Here is a 15,963-nt window from a genome sequence, read left to right as displayed (position 1 = left end):
GTATATTTAAGGTTCAAAATTATGAGAATGAAAAAAACAATCGGATTTTTTGGCTTATTGATTTCAATATTCAGTTCCACGTTGGTTGCACAGACTCCACCGTTCTATAACGATATTCAAAAGTTTAAGTCTAAAGATAGTGCCGGCATGCCACCAAAAAATGCCATTGTATTTACAGGTAGTTCTTCCTTTACCCGCTGGACCGATGTTCAGGACAGGTTCCCTGGTTACACAATAATAAACCGTGGTTTCGGAGGTTCATCTTTGCCTGATGTTATCCGGTATGTGGACGATGTAGTTATAAAATACCAGCCAAAACAGGTGGTGATCTATTGCGGGGAAAATGATGCTGCCGGTGATTCAGCTGTTACCGCCGACACCATTACCAACAGGTTCAAAACATTGTTTGGTATGATCCGGTCAAAGCTTCCCAGGGCATCAATAGCTTTCGTTTCTATGAAACCGAGTCCTAGCAGGGCCAGGGTTAAACCCGTGGTGGTAAAGGCGAATAGTATGATTAAGGAATTTCTTAAAAAACAAAAAAACACTGCCTATATCGACATCTTTCCAAAGATGCTGAACGCAGCTAATCAACCGATACCCGAGCTTTTTGTGAGCGATAGTCTCCACATGACTGAAAAAGGTTATGATATCTGGCAGGTGGCCATCAAACCATATCTTAAGAAATAATACCAGGTGCCGTTCAAACCTGGTTTTATTCCACTAACTGTAAGGGATGAAATCCTGGATTCAGTAAGTAAATCACGTATGAAAAAACTCATCATAGCCGCCCTTATACTGGCCGTTGGTAACGGTTACGGGCAAACGAACCAGGCGAAAATGAACCAGTTCATCTCCGCATTGATCGCAAAGATGACCATAGAAGAAAAGATCGGCCAGCTGAATCTTCCCTCGGTCGGTTTCGATGTTACCGGCCCCATACTGAGCCAGGGAGTGGAAGAAAAAATAAAGAAAGGACTGGTAGGAGGTGTATTTAACACCTACACACCCATTGCAGTCAGAAAATTGCAGGACATTTCTGTAAAGGAAACGCGGCTGAAGATCCCGTTGATATTTGGATATGATGTGGTTCATGGACATCGTACGATATTCCCGATACCACTCGTGCTCTCAGCAACCTGGGATACTTTACTGATTGAAAAAACAGCAAGAGCAGCCGCAGAAGAAATGAGTGCTGATGGTCTTAACTGGACCTTTTCACCCATGGTCGATATAGCCCGCGATCCGCGCTGGGGTAGAGTAAGCGAAGGTGCGGGGGAAGACTGGTGGCTGGGTTCTAAGATTGCCCGCGCTATGGTGAGAGGTTACCAGGGCACCGATCTTAGTAAGGATAACACGGTATTGGCCTGTGTCAGTTACAGCGATATCAAACTCAACAAAACTTCCATTACGGCATCTTCACCAATCACGGCGACTATAACGGTTACGAATAGTGGAAATTATGATGGCGAAGAAGTTGTGCAGTTATATATACGTGACCTGGTTGGTTCGGTAACAAGACCGGTCATGGAATTAAAAGGCTACCAAAAAATTATGATAAAAAAAGGCGAATCGAAACAGGTAAATTTCCAAATCAAATCAGAGGACTGCAAATTTTTCAATTCTGATTTGAAATGGGTTTCAGAGCCTGGTGATTTTAAGGTATATATTGGTCCTGATAGCCGGGATGTAAAAGAAGCTTCATTCAAACTGTAGTTTACCTTCAAACTGTGGTTTACCAATGACGCTTTCATTAACAACATAAAAAATCCTATACTTTTGCATCTCAATCTTTGGAAATATTTATGCAGCCAGTTAAGAATATTATTTTTGATTTAGGTGGAGTCATACTCAACCTTGATTTCGCAGCAGCTGAAAAAGCATTTACGGAAATCGGTTTCGAAGACTTTAAGGATATCTTTGCCGGCGGGCATGTGACTTCCTTTATAAAAGATTATGAAGTTGGCAGAATCGATGACGATCAGTTTGTCAAAGAGATAAGAAATCTTGCAAAAAAACAAAATGACGACCAGCTTGCCATTGCAGCCTGGAACGCTATGCTGGTGGATTTTCCAAAAGAAAGGATAGAGTTTTTGAGAGAGCTAAAAAAGAAATACCGGTTGTTTCTATTCAGCAATACAAACTCAATACATCTTCAGTCATTTCGAAAAACTTTCAGCGAAAATTTTGACAAGGGAGTTTTTGATGAGCTTTTTGAAAAGGCTTATTACAGTCACGAGATCAAACTGAGGAAACCAACCAAAGAAGCTTTTGAGTATGTGGTCAGGGATGCCGGGCTAAACGCTGCCGAAACACTTTTTGTTGATGATATGCTTGTTAATGTAGAAGGGGCGCGCGAGGCAGGTTTACAGGCTGTACAGGTCACCCCTGGAAAATCGATACTGGATCTGGGCTTATGAAAAGAGTTATGAATTATGAGTTATGAATTATGAAACCTAGTTATGAGATCTTTATTTCAGATTTCACTTTCATAATTCATAACTCATAATTCATATCTCTTTTCAGATGTCGTCTGCGGAAAAATTGTCTTCTTCCAGCTCTTCTTCGGTAGGTACCGGTGTTCCGTCATAATCAAGATCCTCATCATCACCGGAATCATCATCAGACAGAGTGATGGCATCGTCGTCGGAGCCTTCACCCATGTCATCATCTTCTACACCTGCAGGTATATCTTCATCACCTCCGGGCTTGTAAGCATAAAGTTTCGGATGAACCAGTGCATCGATGATCGTTTCTGTAACAGGGTTATTGTTTTCTAAATCATTTGTATTTTTCATGATTTAAGATTTAAGGTGTTGTTCGGTGAGTTTGGGTGTCACAAAGATACGATACTCAGGAATTTTTCATTATACTTCCGGGCTGCAAATCAAAGTGGTGAGTGGTGAGTGGTGAGTTGTGAGTGGTGAGTGGAGTGGAGTGGTTGTGAGTTTTTTCGCGTGGGTTTGAGACAGCCGCTGTTAAGTTCTATCGCAGCTTTTGCAATACAATGCCTTCAAAAAAAATCGCTTGTGTTAAACAAACGATTCAAATCTTTAACTGCAACATTGATACGCAGGATTTCAATACCTACAGATTCCGGGTTTATTTGATCTCTTCGAAGTCTATATAGTCATCTTTTGCGGGGCGCGGTTCCTGTTTCAATGGTCCGGTAGCTGTGCCGTTCCGTCCAGAAGATTGTGTTCTGCTCCCACCCTGGAAATCGCCTGGTTGAAAACCCCCTGCCTGGTAATGGCCTGAATTATTATCTGAGGCATTGAATCCGCCGTTTGAACTGCCTGGCTGATAACCTCCGGGTTGTTGTGTATTTACATGTTGTTGAAAATCCCGCACCTGCCGTTTAACCTGGCGGGTGACGCGGATCAGGGGTATAAGAAACCTGAAAATAAAATTGTATAAAAGATAAGCAGCAAATAATCCTAAAAGTATCTGTCCCATGCGCGTAAAGTTAATACAGGAGCTTTAAAAAAACTGTTAACTGCCAGGGTATTCGACGAATGGTAAATCCGCTTTTTCAGGCTGATCTATCGTCTTTCCTGGATTTGAACTTATTCATAATTGATTCAATCCTATCGCTGGCCATATCGGTAACTGAACTAACCAGCCTGGTGAAACCATCCTTCAATTTATCACTCTTCAGAAAATTTCCTGCTGCGGCAATTGGCCCGGTATCAAAACTGTTTTTCGGGACCACTGATTTAAAAGCCATAGACATGAAATTCTTCTGGAGATACTCACCATTGGCATCGAGCTTTTGTTCTAACAATTTCTTCTTTAACTCCAGTTCTGCGATCGCTTTTTCCAGACTTTCTACGTCATGAATTTTATTATTGGGCATATCAGCGTGTTTTGAAATGTTTCAGTGTGTTTTGAATTGTTTTCGTGTGTTTGAAATGTTAACCACTGAATAAAAATGCCGGTCATGATTGGTCCGTGACGATCTTATTTAGTGAGTCGGTTAACAAAGTGTTTTATTTCAGACCCATTATAGTTTTAACTTTTCAGAAACGTTATTGAAAATATTGGTTTCCGAAACTGTTGCTTTTTCATGTGTTTTTATCTTAGGGCTATATCTGTATCCGAACTCATTTATCTCAGTCATTGAGGCTATCTCAGTCATTGGAATCTATCTCATTCGTTCGAATCAGAAATGATTTTTTGGATCATGGGGTTTACAAAAAGTGTTTTCCGGAATAATGTTATGAGTATAAAAAGCACGACAAACACCAGCGTAGCCAGTGCGAACCCTTTTATATAACTACCAGTGAGGGCCGAAAACCAGAACCCAAGAACGAGCCCGGCAAAAAGCAGGATAATAAACATGAACAAAATGGCAATAACTGCCCAGATTAAAGTGCCGCCCGATTTTGATACCATCCTGACCGATTGCAACCTGAGCAACGCTATCCGCGTCTCTATATAGTCCGTTACAAGCTTTTTGTTTTCAGAAAAAAATGAGCCGAGGTTTTCTGGTTGAGACATAATTCCTTGATTAATTGATGATTGTCTGGTGATGATTGAAGATAGAAAATAATTCGCTCGGGTACTGAGGGAGATTGCCAATTTCATATCCCTTCCAATATTAATTGGTTGTCTAGATAGTTTTCCTTAAATTTGCACAGGTAAAAGATTAAGAGAAAGGGAACGGAAGCGTTCCCTTTCTTAATTTCTCATGAGTATGGAAACGCAGTTACAGACAATTGAAAACATGATCGGGACGCTTCTTGCAGAACATCCCGGTTACTTCCTGGTAGAAGTAAAAATAAAGCCGACCAATAATGTAAAAGTTTACCTGGACGGCGATGCTGGCATATCGATAGAGAAATGCATAATGTTTAACAGGGCGCTTTACAAGCAATTTGAAGAAACGGTACTTTTCCCTTCAGATGACTTTTCTCTCGAGGTATCTTCCCCGGGACTGGATGAGCCTTTAAAGCTTTTCAGACAATATAAAAAGAACATTGGCCGTGAAGTGGAAGTAACGCTGAATGATGGTAGCAGGGTAGAAGGCAAGTTAACTGATGCAGCTGAAGAGGCGATAATGGTGGAAGAAACGACAGGCAAGGCTTTCAAAGGAAGACCGGCATCCAAAAAGCAGGAGATTATTCAACATAATATACCTTTTGCGGATATTAAGTCAACAAAGATCCAGATACTTTTTAGTTAAAGCATCCGGCTCTCATGCTAATCCAAATAAGATCATCTTACATATATTTTCAATTCTATATTGTCCTTGTACACTGATTCATTACAGTTAGTAAAACAAACAACAATGATTAATTCAAAATATCACAACAACAATGGCAAGCATTAACCTTATTGAGGCCTTCCAGGAGTTTAAGGAAGCAGAAAACATCGATCGTCCAACGATGATGAAAGTGGTAGAAGACGTCTTCAAGACGCTTCTTAGAAAAAAATTCGGCAGTGATGACAACTTCGACGTCATTGTGAATGCAGAGAAAGGTGACCTTGAAATCGTTCGCCGGCGCATGATTGTGCTGGACGGAGAAGTAACAGATCCACTGACTGAAGTGGCGTATAAAGATGCAGTAAAGGTTGCACCTGATTTTGAAGTAGGAGAAGAACTTTATGAAGAAATCAATATCATGGATTTCGGACGCCGTGCGATCCTGGCTGCGAAACAGACTCTCGCCAGCCGAATCAGTGATCTGAAAAAGAATGTACTTGTAAAAAAATATGGTGACCGGATTGGTGATATCATCAGCGCCGAAGTCTACCAGGTATGGAAAAAAGAAATATTATTGCTGGATGAAGAAGGAAATGAGCTTATTTTGCCTAAGTCTGAACAAATCCCCCAGGATTATTTCAAAAAAGGTGAAAGTACCCGGGCTGTTGTTAAAAAAGTCGAATTAAAAAATAACTCACCGGTAATCATCCTTTCCCGTACTTCCCCTTCTTTTTTAGCTAAATTGCTGGAAATCGAAGTTCCTGAGATTTTCGATGGCTTAATTGTTATCAAAAAGATTGTTCGCGAGCCAGGTGAAAGAGCTAAAGTTGCAGTTGAATCATACGATGACCGTATTGATCCGGTAGGTGCTTGTGTTGGTATGAAAGGAAGCCGGATTCATGGCATAGTTCGTGAACTAAAAAATGAGAACATCGACGTCATCAACTGGACAAACAACACCCAGTTATTGATACAACGCTCTTTAACACCATCCAAGATAACCAGCATGGAGCTGGAGAACGAAAAGAAACAAGCCAATGTATACCTTAAACCAGACCAGGTTTCCCTGGCCATCGGCAAAAAAGGTGTCAATATAAAGCTGGCCCAGGAATTGACCGGTTATAGCATTGATGTTTACCGCGATACAGAAGGCGAAACCCAGGAATTTGATATCAACCTCGACGAATTTGCCGATGAAATTGAAGGATGGGTAATTGAAGAATTTAAAAGAATCGGTTGCGATACTGCACGTAGTGTATTAGATCTTACCGCTGACGAACTTGAAAGAAGAACCGATCTTGAACGCGTCACAATTGACGAAGTGAGAAAGGTATTGAAAGAAGAGTTCGAACAGGGCTAATCCCGCCAGGTATTTTTCTGGTGTGATAAGTTGGTAAGCTTTTCGCATGAAAATGCGGAGGTTAGCAGCAAACACACAAATAAAATTGTCATAAATACGAATGGCTGAAACAACAACACCCAGATTAATGGCCGCGGCCAAAGAGTTCAACGTTGGTAAAGAAACGTTGGTCGACTATTTGCTCGGCAAAGGATTTGACAAGGATGACCTGAAACCAACGTCTAAATTGTCGGAAGATATGTACCGTGCGCTCCAGCTGGAGTTCGCGGGCGATAAAGTCGCTAAGTTAAAAAGCGACCAGATCGATCTGCCAAAAGGAAGCCAGGAAGCTAAAAAGAAGAAGGAAGATGAGGCGGTTGTATTCAATAAGATTTTCAAGAAATCTGATGAAGAGAAACCTAAGGAAGAAGCTAAGCCTAAGGAAGAGCCGGTTGTACAAAAAGTACCGGAGCCCGTAGTTGAAGAAGTGAAGGAACCTGTACCTGAGCCCGTAACGGCTCCTGAGGTAGAAACTATTCCTGAACCGGAAGTCGTAGCTGAAATCAAACCTGAAGAGCCTGAAATTACAAGAATAGTTTCTCCGGAACTGGAAGCACCAAAAGTGTTTGACAAGATAGATTTGTCTGCAATCGATTCATCTACACGTCCAAGGAAGCCGATCATTAAGCCGATCATTAAAAAGCAGGAAGAAAAAGTTCCCGCCCCTGTTGAACCAGTAGCTGAAGCTCCTGTTGAACAACCGGTAGCTGAAGCTCCTGATGAACCGGCCTCCCAGGCACCAGCAGAAGTTGCGCCGGAAGTGGTAAAACCTCAGCCTCAGCCAGCCGAAGTACTTGTTCCCGCTTTCAGGGAAGACGTACCAACGGTGAGTGATTCCGAAGCAGGACCAGTTATTACAAACATCAGGGCTGACAAACTCGAAGGACCAAAAATCCTTGGGAAAATCACGCTTCCGACTGAAAATGATAACAGGCCAAAACCAGGCGAAGAAAAACGCAAGAGGAAACGTATTCCTATCGAAAGAAAGGATACACAGACTCCACAGCAAAGAGCTCAACACCTGTTCAAGAAACCTGAGGGTCAACCACAAAGACCTGGCGGCCCCGGTGGTCAGCAGGGCGGTGGAAACTTCCGCGGACCAGGCGGTCCAAACCGTGGACCGAGTAATCGTCCCGGACAAGGCGGAAGCAGGCCACCTCTTACACCAAGAGAGGCAAAAGAAATTGATAAGAAGGAAATCCAGGATAAGATCCGGGAAACGCAGGCAAAACTTGCCGGCTCCGGCGGAAGGGGTAAAAGCCTTAAAGCAAAATATCGTCGTGCCAAACGTGATGAGCAATCAGACAGTCATGGTGATGATATGACCGATAACAAGCTGCAGTTAACAGAGTTTATTAGTGTTAGCGAACTCGCAAACCTGATGGATGTAAGTTACTCTGAAGTTATAGGTAAGTGTATGGGTCTTGGATTGATGGTTTCCATCAACCAGCGCCTGGATGCTGAAGTTATTGAACTCGTAGCCTCTGAGTTTGGATTTGATGTCGAATTCATCGACATGGAAAAACAACTTGAAATGGAAGACGAGGACGATGATGAAGACGAAAATGAACTTGTGCCAAGAGCGCCTATCGTTACGATCATGGGTCACGTTGACCATGGTAAAACATCACTGCTTGATTATATAAGAAGCGCCAACGTAGTAGCTGGTGAAGCGGGTGGTATCACCCAGCACATCGGTGCCTATGAAGTTACTTTACCCAATGGCAAACATATCACCTTCCTTGATACACCGGGTCACGAGGCGTTTACGGCCATGCGTGCACGTGGTGCCAAGGTAACCGATATGGCAGTGATCGTGGTTGCCGCAGATGACGCAGTGATGCCCCAGACCAAGGAAGCCATCAGCCACGCACAGGCTGCAGGTGTTCCAATGATCTTTGCTGTCAACAAAATTGATAAAGACGGAGCAAATCCGCAAAAAATATACGAACAGCTCGCTGGTATGAACATCCTCGTGGAATCATGGGGTGGTAAGTTCCAGAGCCAGGAGTTAAGTGCTAAAAAAGGACTTAATATAGACCTGTTGCTTGAGAAAATTCTGCTTGAAGCAGAGTTGCTGGAGCTGAAAGCAAATCCTGATAAGGAAGCTTCCGGAACCATCGTTGAAGCAACCCTGGATAAGGGGCGTGGATATGTAGCAACTGTGCTTGTTCAGAATGGTACGCTAAAAGCAGGCGACCTGGTAGTTTCCGGTCAGTTCTATGGTCGCGTTAAAGCGATGTTCAACGAAAGAAACAACCGGATAGATAAAGCACCTCCATCCTCACCAGGCTTAATCCTTGGTTTGAATGGTGCGCCGCAGGCTGGTGAAAAATTCAAGGTTTATTCTGACGAGGCGGAAGCAAAAGAGATGGCCAACCGCCGTGCTCAAATCCTTCGCGAACAGGGTATCAGGACCAAAAAACACATCACGCTTGATGAAATCGGTCGTCGTCTTGCTCTCGGAAACTTCAAACAGCTGAACCTGATCATCAAGGGTGACGTGGATGGATCTGTTGAAGCATTGAGTGATTCATTACAGAAATTATCAACTGAAGAAATAGCAATCAGCGTTGTGTTGAAAGCTGTGGGTGCCATTACAGAATCTGATGTATTGCTCGCAACAGCATCTGACGCGGTAATCGTAGGGTTTAACGTTCGACCATCTGCCCAGGCTGCAAGGCTTGCGGAAGGCGAGGGTGTGGAAATCAAGACTTACTCCATTATCTACAATGTGATCGAAGAGATCAAAAGTGCGATGGAAGGAATGCTTGAACCTAAGATCCAGGAAAAGATTACTGCGAATGTTGAAGTACGGAACGTGTTCAAGTTCGATAAGGCAACTGTTGCCGGTTGTTATGTTCTTGATGGAAAAATCCAGCGTAATTCAAAAATCAGGATTATACGCGATGGTATCGTTGAATATCCCAAAGGTGAGGGCCAGAGTGCTGAACTTCAATCGCTTAAACGTTTCAAAGATGATGCGAAAGAGGTTGCCAGCAATATGGAATGCGGCCTGACGATAAAGAATTTCAACGACATCCGTGTAGGCGATATCATTGAAGCTTATGAAGAAGAAGAAGTAAAAAGAACGCTGTAAGAGCGAAGGGAGCTTGATGCGCATCACAATGGTTTCAATTCCTTGAGATTTTTTCTTCAAAATCTCCCGACTAAATAAATCAAGGCAACCCCGCAAGTGCGGGGTTGTTGTTTTTGTTAAAACTGAAATTCTCCCTTCCAACCAGATTCCTTTTCCCTAATTTGCATACCGATTATGAAAAAAACTGCTCTCTTTTTTTTCGCCGTTTTATTTGCGGCTGTAGCCTCTGCCCAAAGACCCGTTGTTGCGGATAAAATTGTAGGCATTGTTGGTGATAAGATTATCCTCAAATCTGATGTTTATAATGATATCCAGGACAGGCAAAGACGAAACGAACCTGTTCCACCAAACGCAGAGTGTTTTATCATGGAGCAGATACTTGCTCTGAAAGCACTTGTGCTGCAGGCAGAAAAAGATAGTATAATCATCGAGGATGCTGAGATCGAATCATTGCTCGATAACCAGGTCAGAGGGTTTATCGGCCAGTACGGCAGCAAGGAAGCGCTCGAAGAAATTGCAGGCAGAACGGTTTACCAGATCAAGGAAGACCTTCGCCAGTCGTTCAAAGAAAGAAAACTCGCCGAGCGTATGCGCGATAAAATCGTTGAAGGAGTAAAAATCACTCCCCAGGAAGCAAAAGCATACTGGGAAAAAATCCCAAAAGACAGCTTACCATTTTATGAGTCAGAAGTTGAGATAGGAGAGATTGTTCTTTATCCGAAGGCTAGCCGCGATCTGGAAAAGCTTGCGCAGGATGAATTGCTGGATTATAAGCAGCAGGTGGAAAGTGGTAAAGCAACTTTCGAAACGCTGGCAGGTCTATATACTGATGACCCCGGAAGCAAAAATACCGGTGGACGGTATACAACAAACCGGGCTGAAAAAACGATTGAAGGCCAGCCGGCTGATCCTGCTTTTGTTAATAATGCTTTCCGTTTAAAAGAAAAACAAATATCGCCGGTGTTCAAATCCCGGTTTGGATATCATATTATACTAATGGTGAGCCGTGCCGGTGATGATGCCGTTGTCAGACATATTCTGAGAGTTCCAAAGGTTACAGAGTCTGAGGTAACAGCGGCCATGCAAAGGCTTGATTCAATCAGGTCCAAACTGGTAGCAGCTACGCTCACTTTCGGAGCTGCGGCTGAAAGATACAGTGAGGACGATAATGCCAAGTTCACAGCCGGTATGCTCCAGGGCCAGAACGGTACATATCTGACCTATGATCAGCTCAGTAAAGACATGGCATTACTGATCAAAGACATGAAAGTCGGCGAGATATCAAAACCGGTGGCGTTTACCGACGAACGTGGTAAAAAAGGTGTCCGTATCGCATTCCTGAAATCACGCTCAGAACCACATCGTGAAAACCTTAAAGACGATTATAACCGGATAGCGCAAAGGGCTGTTGAGTTTAAAAAACAGGAGATGATTGAAAAATGGTTCACCACAAAAATTTCTAATTATTACCTGATGATTGACCCGGAATTCGCTAATTGCGAAACCCTGAGTCCATGGTTAAAATACGCTGCTAAGTCAGGCTTTTAAAGCTGGCAAGTCAGGCTTTTAATATTATATTTTACCTCAGAATAAGCGCTTTGATCCTGGTCATAATATCTGATCGGTCTAAGCGTTTTCTCTTTATTATAGGTCTATCGCCCCCCGGGTTGCATAGCGATTATTTAATTTATCTATAGGTAAACCCCTAAACTGGGAAAATAAGAACCTTTATTCCGAACCCAGAAAACCTTTTTTCGGTTATTTGCATAAGTATTTACACTAAGTGTGTCGCGTTTCTGAAAACGAAAAGCAAAACCTGTTCTATTGAACCAATCAAATCATCTAATATCCGGGATAGCCTCTAACCAGGCTTCCCATCGGGATCGTTCCGATGGTTATCATGATCAATATGCGAACGTTTTAAAGTGGGGAAGGGCATTTTACAACGGATCCTTATACCCGTTTTGCATACTGGAACCGGATACTTTGAACCTGATTTACGCGAATCCCGCGCTTCTGGCTATTACAAAACCTGATGACGAAACATACAATGGATCATTAAGAGATTTTGTGAACGAGGTGACATTCAAAGAAATCAGGGAGATGCAGGATAATTCCCTGAACTTTTCCAATGAATCCCTGGTCATTCCGAATGTATCCCCGGGCATTCCAAATGCATACCTGGGCACTCCGAATGAATACCATGTAACAGATAAATATCATTTATTTGAATTAAAAATAACCCAGCACGAGATTGAAACAAGCTTCCTAACTGTTGAATTTTTCCATTCCCCTGGGGAAAAACGAATGGATAATTCAAACAGCAATTCGATTGAGGAAAACCTGCTGAGTAAAGCAGACGAATTAAACAGGGTTGTGTCTTCGCTCGATGATGTTGTTTTTGAATATGATGCCGAAGGCCAGTTTAAAAAGTTATGGTGCAATAATGATATTTTATTGCAACGAATGCCCAAAGACTATGTCGGTAAATCGATGCAGGAAGCATATCATAGTAATCCCGAACTAACCGGGGATTTTATCGTGGACTTCGAGAAAGCCATTTCAAATAATGAAATTTGTTATCGCGATTTTCAACTCGCCGGCCATGAAGAGACACGCTGGTTTAGTTCAAAGATCACACCTATATATCATTCGGACGGGAAACCAAAGGGTTTCAGTCAGCGCATAACAGAAATATCAGAACAGAAGAAAGTTGATATAGCAATCAATGAAAAAAATCTCGAACTAAAATCTGCCCATCTTGAACTTAAAGAGATCATTGAAAACACTTCCGAAATTATTTTCAAACTAGATAGAGATGACAGGATAATTTTTGTTTCACCTGAGTTTGAAAGAACGCTTGGTTTTCCTGGCAGTGAGATGGTTGGTGAAACAATCTCTGCGATCATCCATCCGGATGAGCGTGATCGCTTCCGGATTGAACTCGAAGAAGCACGCACCACCGGGAAATCTGCCGTGAATAATATTTACCGTGCAGCTGTCAGGAATGGGAACGATCGCTGGTTCAATATCACCGCAAAGTATTTGCGCAATTCAAAAAGCGAATCTTTTACGGGAATTATTTTCGCAAAGGATATAACAGAGCTCAAGCAAACTTTAGACTCTCTTGTAGCATCTGAAGAGCGATACCGATCAGTCGTTAATTCTCTTAGTGAAGGCATAGTGATGCATGACAGCAAGGGTCATGTGGTTGCCGTTAATTATGCAGCCGAAAAAATGTTCCAGCTGGGAAGAGGAGAAGCTTTGGGTGATGTTTTACGCCAGCCGGATCTGCGGGTTATTAAAGAGGATGGTTCTGCATTTCTCCTACCTGAGTTTCCTACTATGATTACTTTAACTACAGGAAAGCCGGTGAAGGATGTGACTATGGGAGTTTACCTAAAGAACGGGGAGACAACCTGGCTGACCTTAAATACGGAACCAGTTTATTATTCAAATCCAACGGGATTACCGGATGGCGTGGTTGCCTCTATGATCGATATTACAGAGCAAAAAGCTGCGCGTGAAAGGTTGACTGAAAACACCAGGCAGATCAGGGAATATTCAGAAAGAATTACAGGAATACTCGACAGTATTACTGATGGTTTTATTGCAGTTAACAATAACCTGGAGGTTACACTCTGGAACAAAGTTATCGAAACCATTACCGGTATCAGCCAGACTTATGCAGTTGGTAAAAATATCATTGCCCTGAACTCATACATGACTGACCAGATTTCATTTGACAGGTACGAACATGCTATCCTGCAGAAATCAGTTGTCAGTTTTGAACAATATATCCCGGCGCTTGATCATTGGTTTGAATCAAGTGCGTATCCGTTCAACGATGGTTTGTTTATCTATTTCCGCGACATAACTTATCGTAAACACCAGGAAAATCTTTTGGCGCTTGAGAAACGTGTGCTTGAATACAACGCGAGCCAGGTGGCGACACTGAAAGAAACAATTGATCATTTCCTTGAGGGACTGGAACAGATATTCCCGGGTATGATTTGTTCAGTACTGACGCTCGATGAGGATGGTTTATCTATGCGTCACTTGTCTGCACCAGGATTGCCCAAAGGATTTACTGAAAAAATTAACGGTATTCATATCGGTCCCAAAGTTGGTTCCTGTGGTACCGCCATGTTTACAAAAAACACGGTGATTGTTTCTGATATCAGTTCAGATCCTCTATGGGCGGAATATCGCGATGTTGCATCTGAATACGACTTAAATGCATGCTGGTCATTTCCTATCAAGACTGCACAAAATGAAGTTCTGGCTACGATTGCAACATATTACAGGCATGCTGCGTCTCCTACACCGATGCAACTTCAGATCCTGGACAGGGTGCAGAATCTCCTGAAGGTGATCATTGAAAATAAAAAGGCAGATTCCAGGATACGTATCAGCAATGAACGTTACCTGCTGGCCACCCGGGCGACTAATGATGCGATCTGGGATTACAACGTTTTTTCTGACTCACTATATCACGGAGAAGGATATGCGAATATATTTGGTTACAAATCGGTTGGCTCACCTCAATCCCTTTCTGAGTGGAGTTCCAAGATCCATGCAGATGACCTGGAAAGGGTAAGAACCAGTTTTGAACATTTTATGTTGAGTGGAACACATAAACACTGGGAAGCCGAATATCGTTTTATCAGGGCTGATGGAGAATATGTATTGGTTTATGATAGGGGATTCCTGATTTTTAACCAGGAGGGCAAAGTGGCCAGGATTGTTGGTTCAATGCAGGATATCACGGAAAGAAAACAATTAGAAAAACAAGTACTCAAACAGGAACTGGACAGGCAGAAACTGGTGGCCCAGGCCGTAGTGGATGCACAGGAAAAAGAAAGGGCTGAGATCGGGAAAGAACTTCATGACAATGTGAACCAGATTTTATCTACTGCAAAACTTTACCTGGAACTGGCACGTAGTGATGAGAATGAAAGACTAAACCTGATTTCGAGAAGTACTGAAAACATCTTTAACGCGATTAACGAAATCAGGGCTATATCAAGATCCCTGGTACCCCCAAGTATTGGTGACCTGGGTATCATTGAATCAATCAATGACCTGATGGAAAATGTGCGGGCAACTAAAAGGTTAAATGCTGAATTTTATTATACACCAGGTATTGAAACCGTAATAAATGAAAAACAACAGCTGATGTTGTTTCGGATAATACAGGAGCAGGTTAACAATGTGCTTAAACATGCTGAAGCCACTAACCTTATCATCGAACTGATGGTTGATGGTTCAATCGTGGACCTTACTATCAGTGATAACGGCAAAGGATTCGATAAAGAAAATAATAAATTAAAACGTGGTGTGGGGCTGGCTAATATTACAAGCCGCACAGAACTTTTTAATGGCGAAGTAAATTTAATAACAGCCCCGGGAAAGGGGTGCACCCTAAATATTCACATACCCGTTACAAACGCGTAAAAACCAAGAAATATGGAAAAGATTAGTGTATTGATTGCCGATGATCATAAGTTGATCCGTGAGACATGGAGCTATATCCTCAACAACGATTCAAGATTTGAAGTAATTGCAGAGTGTGGTGATTCAGAACAGGCTGTTGAAATGTCAAAAATCAAAAGGCCCCAGATCGTACTGATGGACATCAACATGATGCCGATATCAGGGTTTGAGGCAACCGAACGCATAAGGAAAGTTTCGCCTTTATCAAAGGTTATTGGAGTATCTATGCATTCTCAACCAGCATATGCCAAGAAGATGTTGCAGATTGGTGCGAAGGGCTATGTTACAAAGAATTCATCCAAGGAAGAGATGATCAAAGCCATCATGGAAGTACATAATGGCAACAAATATGTTTGTGACGAGATCAAAAATAATATTTCCGACCAGGTACTTGAAGAAAACAGCGATACCCCGAATGTAAATGCGCTTACCGAAAGAGAGATCCAGATCATTAATCTTATCAAGGAAGGGCAGTCATCAAAGGAGATAGCAGCGGTGCTTGCAATTTCTTTGAAGACGGTCGAGGTTCATCGTCATAATATCCTTAAGAAGCTTAAGTTGAAGAACTCCGCTTCATTGGTCAACTTCATGAATAACTCTGCTACTTATATTTAACCTGGATTTTGCGAGATTGAAGTGCTGGTATGCTTTGTAAGTTTACCAGCACTATGACGCTGCAGTTTTGTTTCATTCCTTCGCACCGTTGGGAGCGGGATTGTGCCTTTTTGCGGCTGTGTCCCGTGGTTAATACCTTTGCTCATG

General features: G+C 42.5%; 13 protein-coding genes. 9 read left to right on the top strand and 4 right to left on the bottom strand.

Translation table 11 applies throughout. From position 1 onward, the window contains the following. The first annotated feature begins 27 nt into the window (after positions 1-27). The 3 genes from VK664_RS07850 to VK664_RS07840 all read left to right on the top strand — a co-directional run bounded on the left by VK664_RS07850 (position 28) and on the right by VK664_RS07840 (position 2,420). Positions 28-690 carry a GDSL-type esterase/lipase family protein gene (locus VK664_RS07850; protein WP_461398084.1) on the top strand — a complete coding sequence of 221 codons (663 nt, stop codon included), beginning with the start codon at positions 28-30 and terminating at the stop codon, positions 688-690. 78 nt (positions 691-768) lie between these two features. Next, on the top strand, positions 769-1,716 hold the full coding sequence (locus VK664_RS07845; RefSeq protein ID WP_461398083.1) for a glycoside hydrolase family 3 N-terminal domain-containing protein: 948 nt from the start codon (positions 769-771) through the stop codon (positions 1,714-1,716). Between the two features lie 89 nt (positions 1,717-1,805). Beyond that, positions 1,806-2,420: an HAD family hydrolase gene (locus VK664_RS07840; RefSeq protein ID WP_461398082.1), complete on the top strand. Its 615-nt coding sequence runs from the start codon at positions 1,806-1,808 to the stop codon at positions 2,418-2,420. A 102-nt stretch (positions 2,421-2,522) separates the two neighbouring features. Here the strand turns inward: VK664_RS07840 and VK664_RS07835 are convergent, their stop codons facing one another. The 4 genes from VK664_RS07835 to VK664_RS07820 form a co-directional block, all read right to left on the bottom strand. Then, positions 2,523-2,798 carry a hypothetical protein gene (locus VK664_RS07835; RefSeq protein ID WP_461398081.1) on the bottom strand — a complete coding sequence of 92 codons (276 nt, stop codon included), beginning with the start codon at positions 2,796-2,798 and terminating at the stop codon, positions 2,523-2,525. A gap of 304 nt (positions 2,799-3,102) precedes the next feature. Then, complete coding sequence (locus tag VK664_RS07830; protein WP_461398080.1) at positions 3,103-3,456, bottom strand: hypothetical protein; 354 nt, start codon at positions 3,454-3,456, stop codon at positions 3,103-3,105. Positions 3,457-3,532: 76 nt separating this feature from the next. Beyond that, a complete protein-coding gene (locus VK664_RS07825) occupies positions 3,533-3,856 on the bottom strand; it encodes a hypothetical protein (protein WP_461398079.1) in 324 nt (107 codons plus the stop codon). 293 nt (positions 3,857-4,149) lie between these two features. Further along, complete coding sequence (locus VK664_RS07820; RefSeq protein WP_461398078.1) at positions 4,150-4,500, bottom strand: hypothetical protein; 351 nt, start codon at positions 4,498-4,500, stop codon at positions 4,150-4,152. Positions 4,501-4,696: 196 nt separating this feature from the next. Here VK664_RS07820 and rimP point away from each other — a divergent pair, with 196 nt between their 5' ends. The 6 genes from rimP to VK664_RS07790 all read left to right on the top strand — a co-directional run bounded on the left by rimP (position 4,697) and on the right by VK664_RS07790 (position 15,816). Then, positions 4,697-5,185, top strand: coding sequence for a ribosome assembly cofactor RimP (gene rimP, locus VK664_RS07815; RefSeq protein WP_461398077.1), 489 nt, complete (start codon positions 4,697-4,699; stop codon positions 5,183-5,185). Positions 5,186-5,318: 133 nt separating this feature from the next. Next, on the top strand, positions 5,319-6,566 hold the full coding sequence (gene nusA / locus VK664_RS07810) for a transcription termination factor NusA (protein ID WP_461398076.1): 1,248 nt from the start codon (positions 5,319-5,321) through the stop codon (positions 6,564-6,566). 100 nt (positions 6,567-6,666) lie between these two features. Further along, a complete protein-coding gene (gene infB, locus VK664_RS07805) occupies positions 6,667-9,705 on the top strand; it encodes a translation initiation factor IF-2 (RefSeq protein ID WP_461398075.1) in 3,039 nt (1,012 codons plus the stop codon). A gap of 174 nt (positions 9,706-9,879) precedes the next feature. Further along, the gene (locus VK664_RS07800; protein ID WP_461398074.1) at positions 9,880-11,253 is read left to right on the top strand and encodes a peptidylprolyl isomerase; all 1,374 of its coding nucleotides are present in this window, start codon (positions 9,880-9,882) and stop codon (positions 11,251-11,253) included. 276 nt (positions 11,254-11,529) lie between these two features. Continuing rightward, positions 11,530-15,162, top strand: a complete 3,633-nt coding sequence (locus tag VK664_RS07795; RefSeq protein WP_461398073.1) for a sensor histidine kinase — start codon at positions 11,530-11,532, stop codon at positions 15,160-15,162. Between the two features lie 12 nt (positions 15,163-15,174). Beyond that, positions 15,175-15,816, top strand: coding sequence for a response regulator (locus VK664_RS07790; protein ID WP_461398072.1), 642 nt, complete (start codon positions 15,175-15,177; stop codon positions 15,814-15,816). The last annotated feature ends 147 nt before the right edge of the window (positions 15,817-15,963 follow it).

It is taken from the genome of Flavitalea sp., assembly GCF_035489435.1.
In the GTDB taxonomy this organism is placed as follows: domain Bacteria; phylum Bacteroidota; class Bacteroidia; order Chitinophagales; family Chitinophagaceae; genus DATHKG01.
The sequence above is the reverse complement of the archived record's forward strand: the minus strand, read 5'-3'. Positions and strand labels throughout refer to the sequence as shown.

Excerpts from the sequence above, each read along its gene's own strand:
- VK664_RS07850 (WP_461398084.1), top strand. The coding sequence starts at position 28 with ATGAAAAAAACAATCGGATTTTTTGGCTTATTGATTTCAATATTCAGT.
- VK664_RS07845 (WP_461398083.1), top strand. The coding sequence starts at position 769 with ATGAAAAAACTCATCATAGCCGCCCTTATACTGGCCGTTGGTAACGGT.
- VK664_RS07840 (WP_461398082.1), top strand. The coding sequence starts at position 1,806 with ATGCAGCCAGTTAAGAATATTATTTTTGATTTAGGTGGAGTCATACTC.
- VK664_RS07835 (WP_461398081.1), bottom strand. The coding sequence starts at position 2,798 with ATGAAAAATACAAATGATTTAGAAAACAATAACCCTGTTACAGAAACG.
- VK664_RS07830 (WP_461398080.1), bottom strand. The coding sequence starts at position 3,456 with ATGGGACAGATACTTTTAGGATTATTTGCTGCTTATCTTTTATACAAT.
- VK664_RS07825 (WP_461398079.1), bottom strand. The coding sequence starts at position 3,856 with ATGCCCAATAATAAAATTCATGACGTAGAAAGTCTGGAAAAAGCGATC.
- VK664_RS07820 (WP_461398078.1), bottom strand. The coding sequence starts at position 4,500 with ATGTCTCAACCAGAAAACCTCGGCTCATTTTTTTCTGAAAACAAAAAG.
- rimP (WP_461398077.1), top strand. The coding sequence starts at position 4,697 with ATGGAAACGCAGTTACAGACAATTGAAAACATGATCGGGACGCTTCTT.
- nusA (WP_461398076.1), top strand. The coding sequence starts at position 5,319 with ATGGCAAGCATTAACCTTATTGAGGCCTTCCAGGAGTTTAAGGAAGCA.
- infB (WP_461398075.1), top strand. The coding sequence starts at position 6,667 with ATGGCTGAAACAACAACACCCAGATTAATGGCCGCGGCCAAAGAGTTC.
- VK664_RS07800 (WP_461398074.1), top strand. The coding sequence starts at position 9,880 with ATGAAAAAAACTGCTCTCTTTTTTTTCGCCGTTTTATTTGCGGCTGTA.
- VK664_RS07790 (WP_461398072.1), top strand. The coding sequence starts at position 15,175 with ATGGAAAAGATTAGTGTATTGATTGCCGATGATCATAAGTTGATCCGT.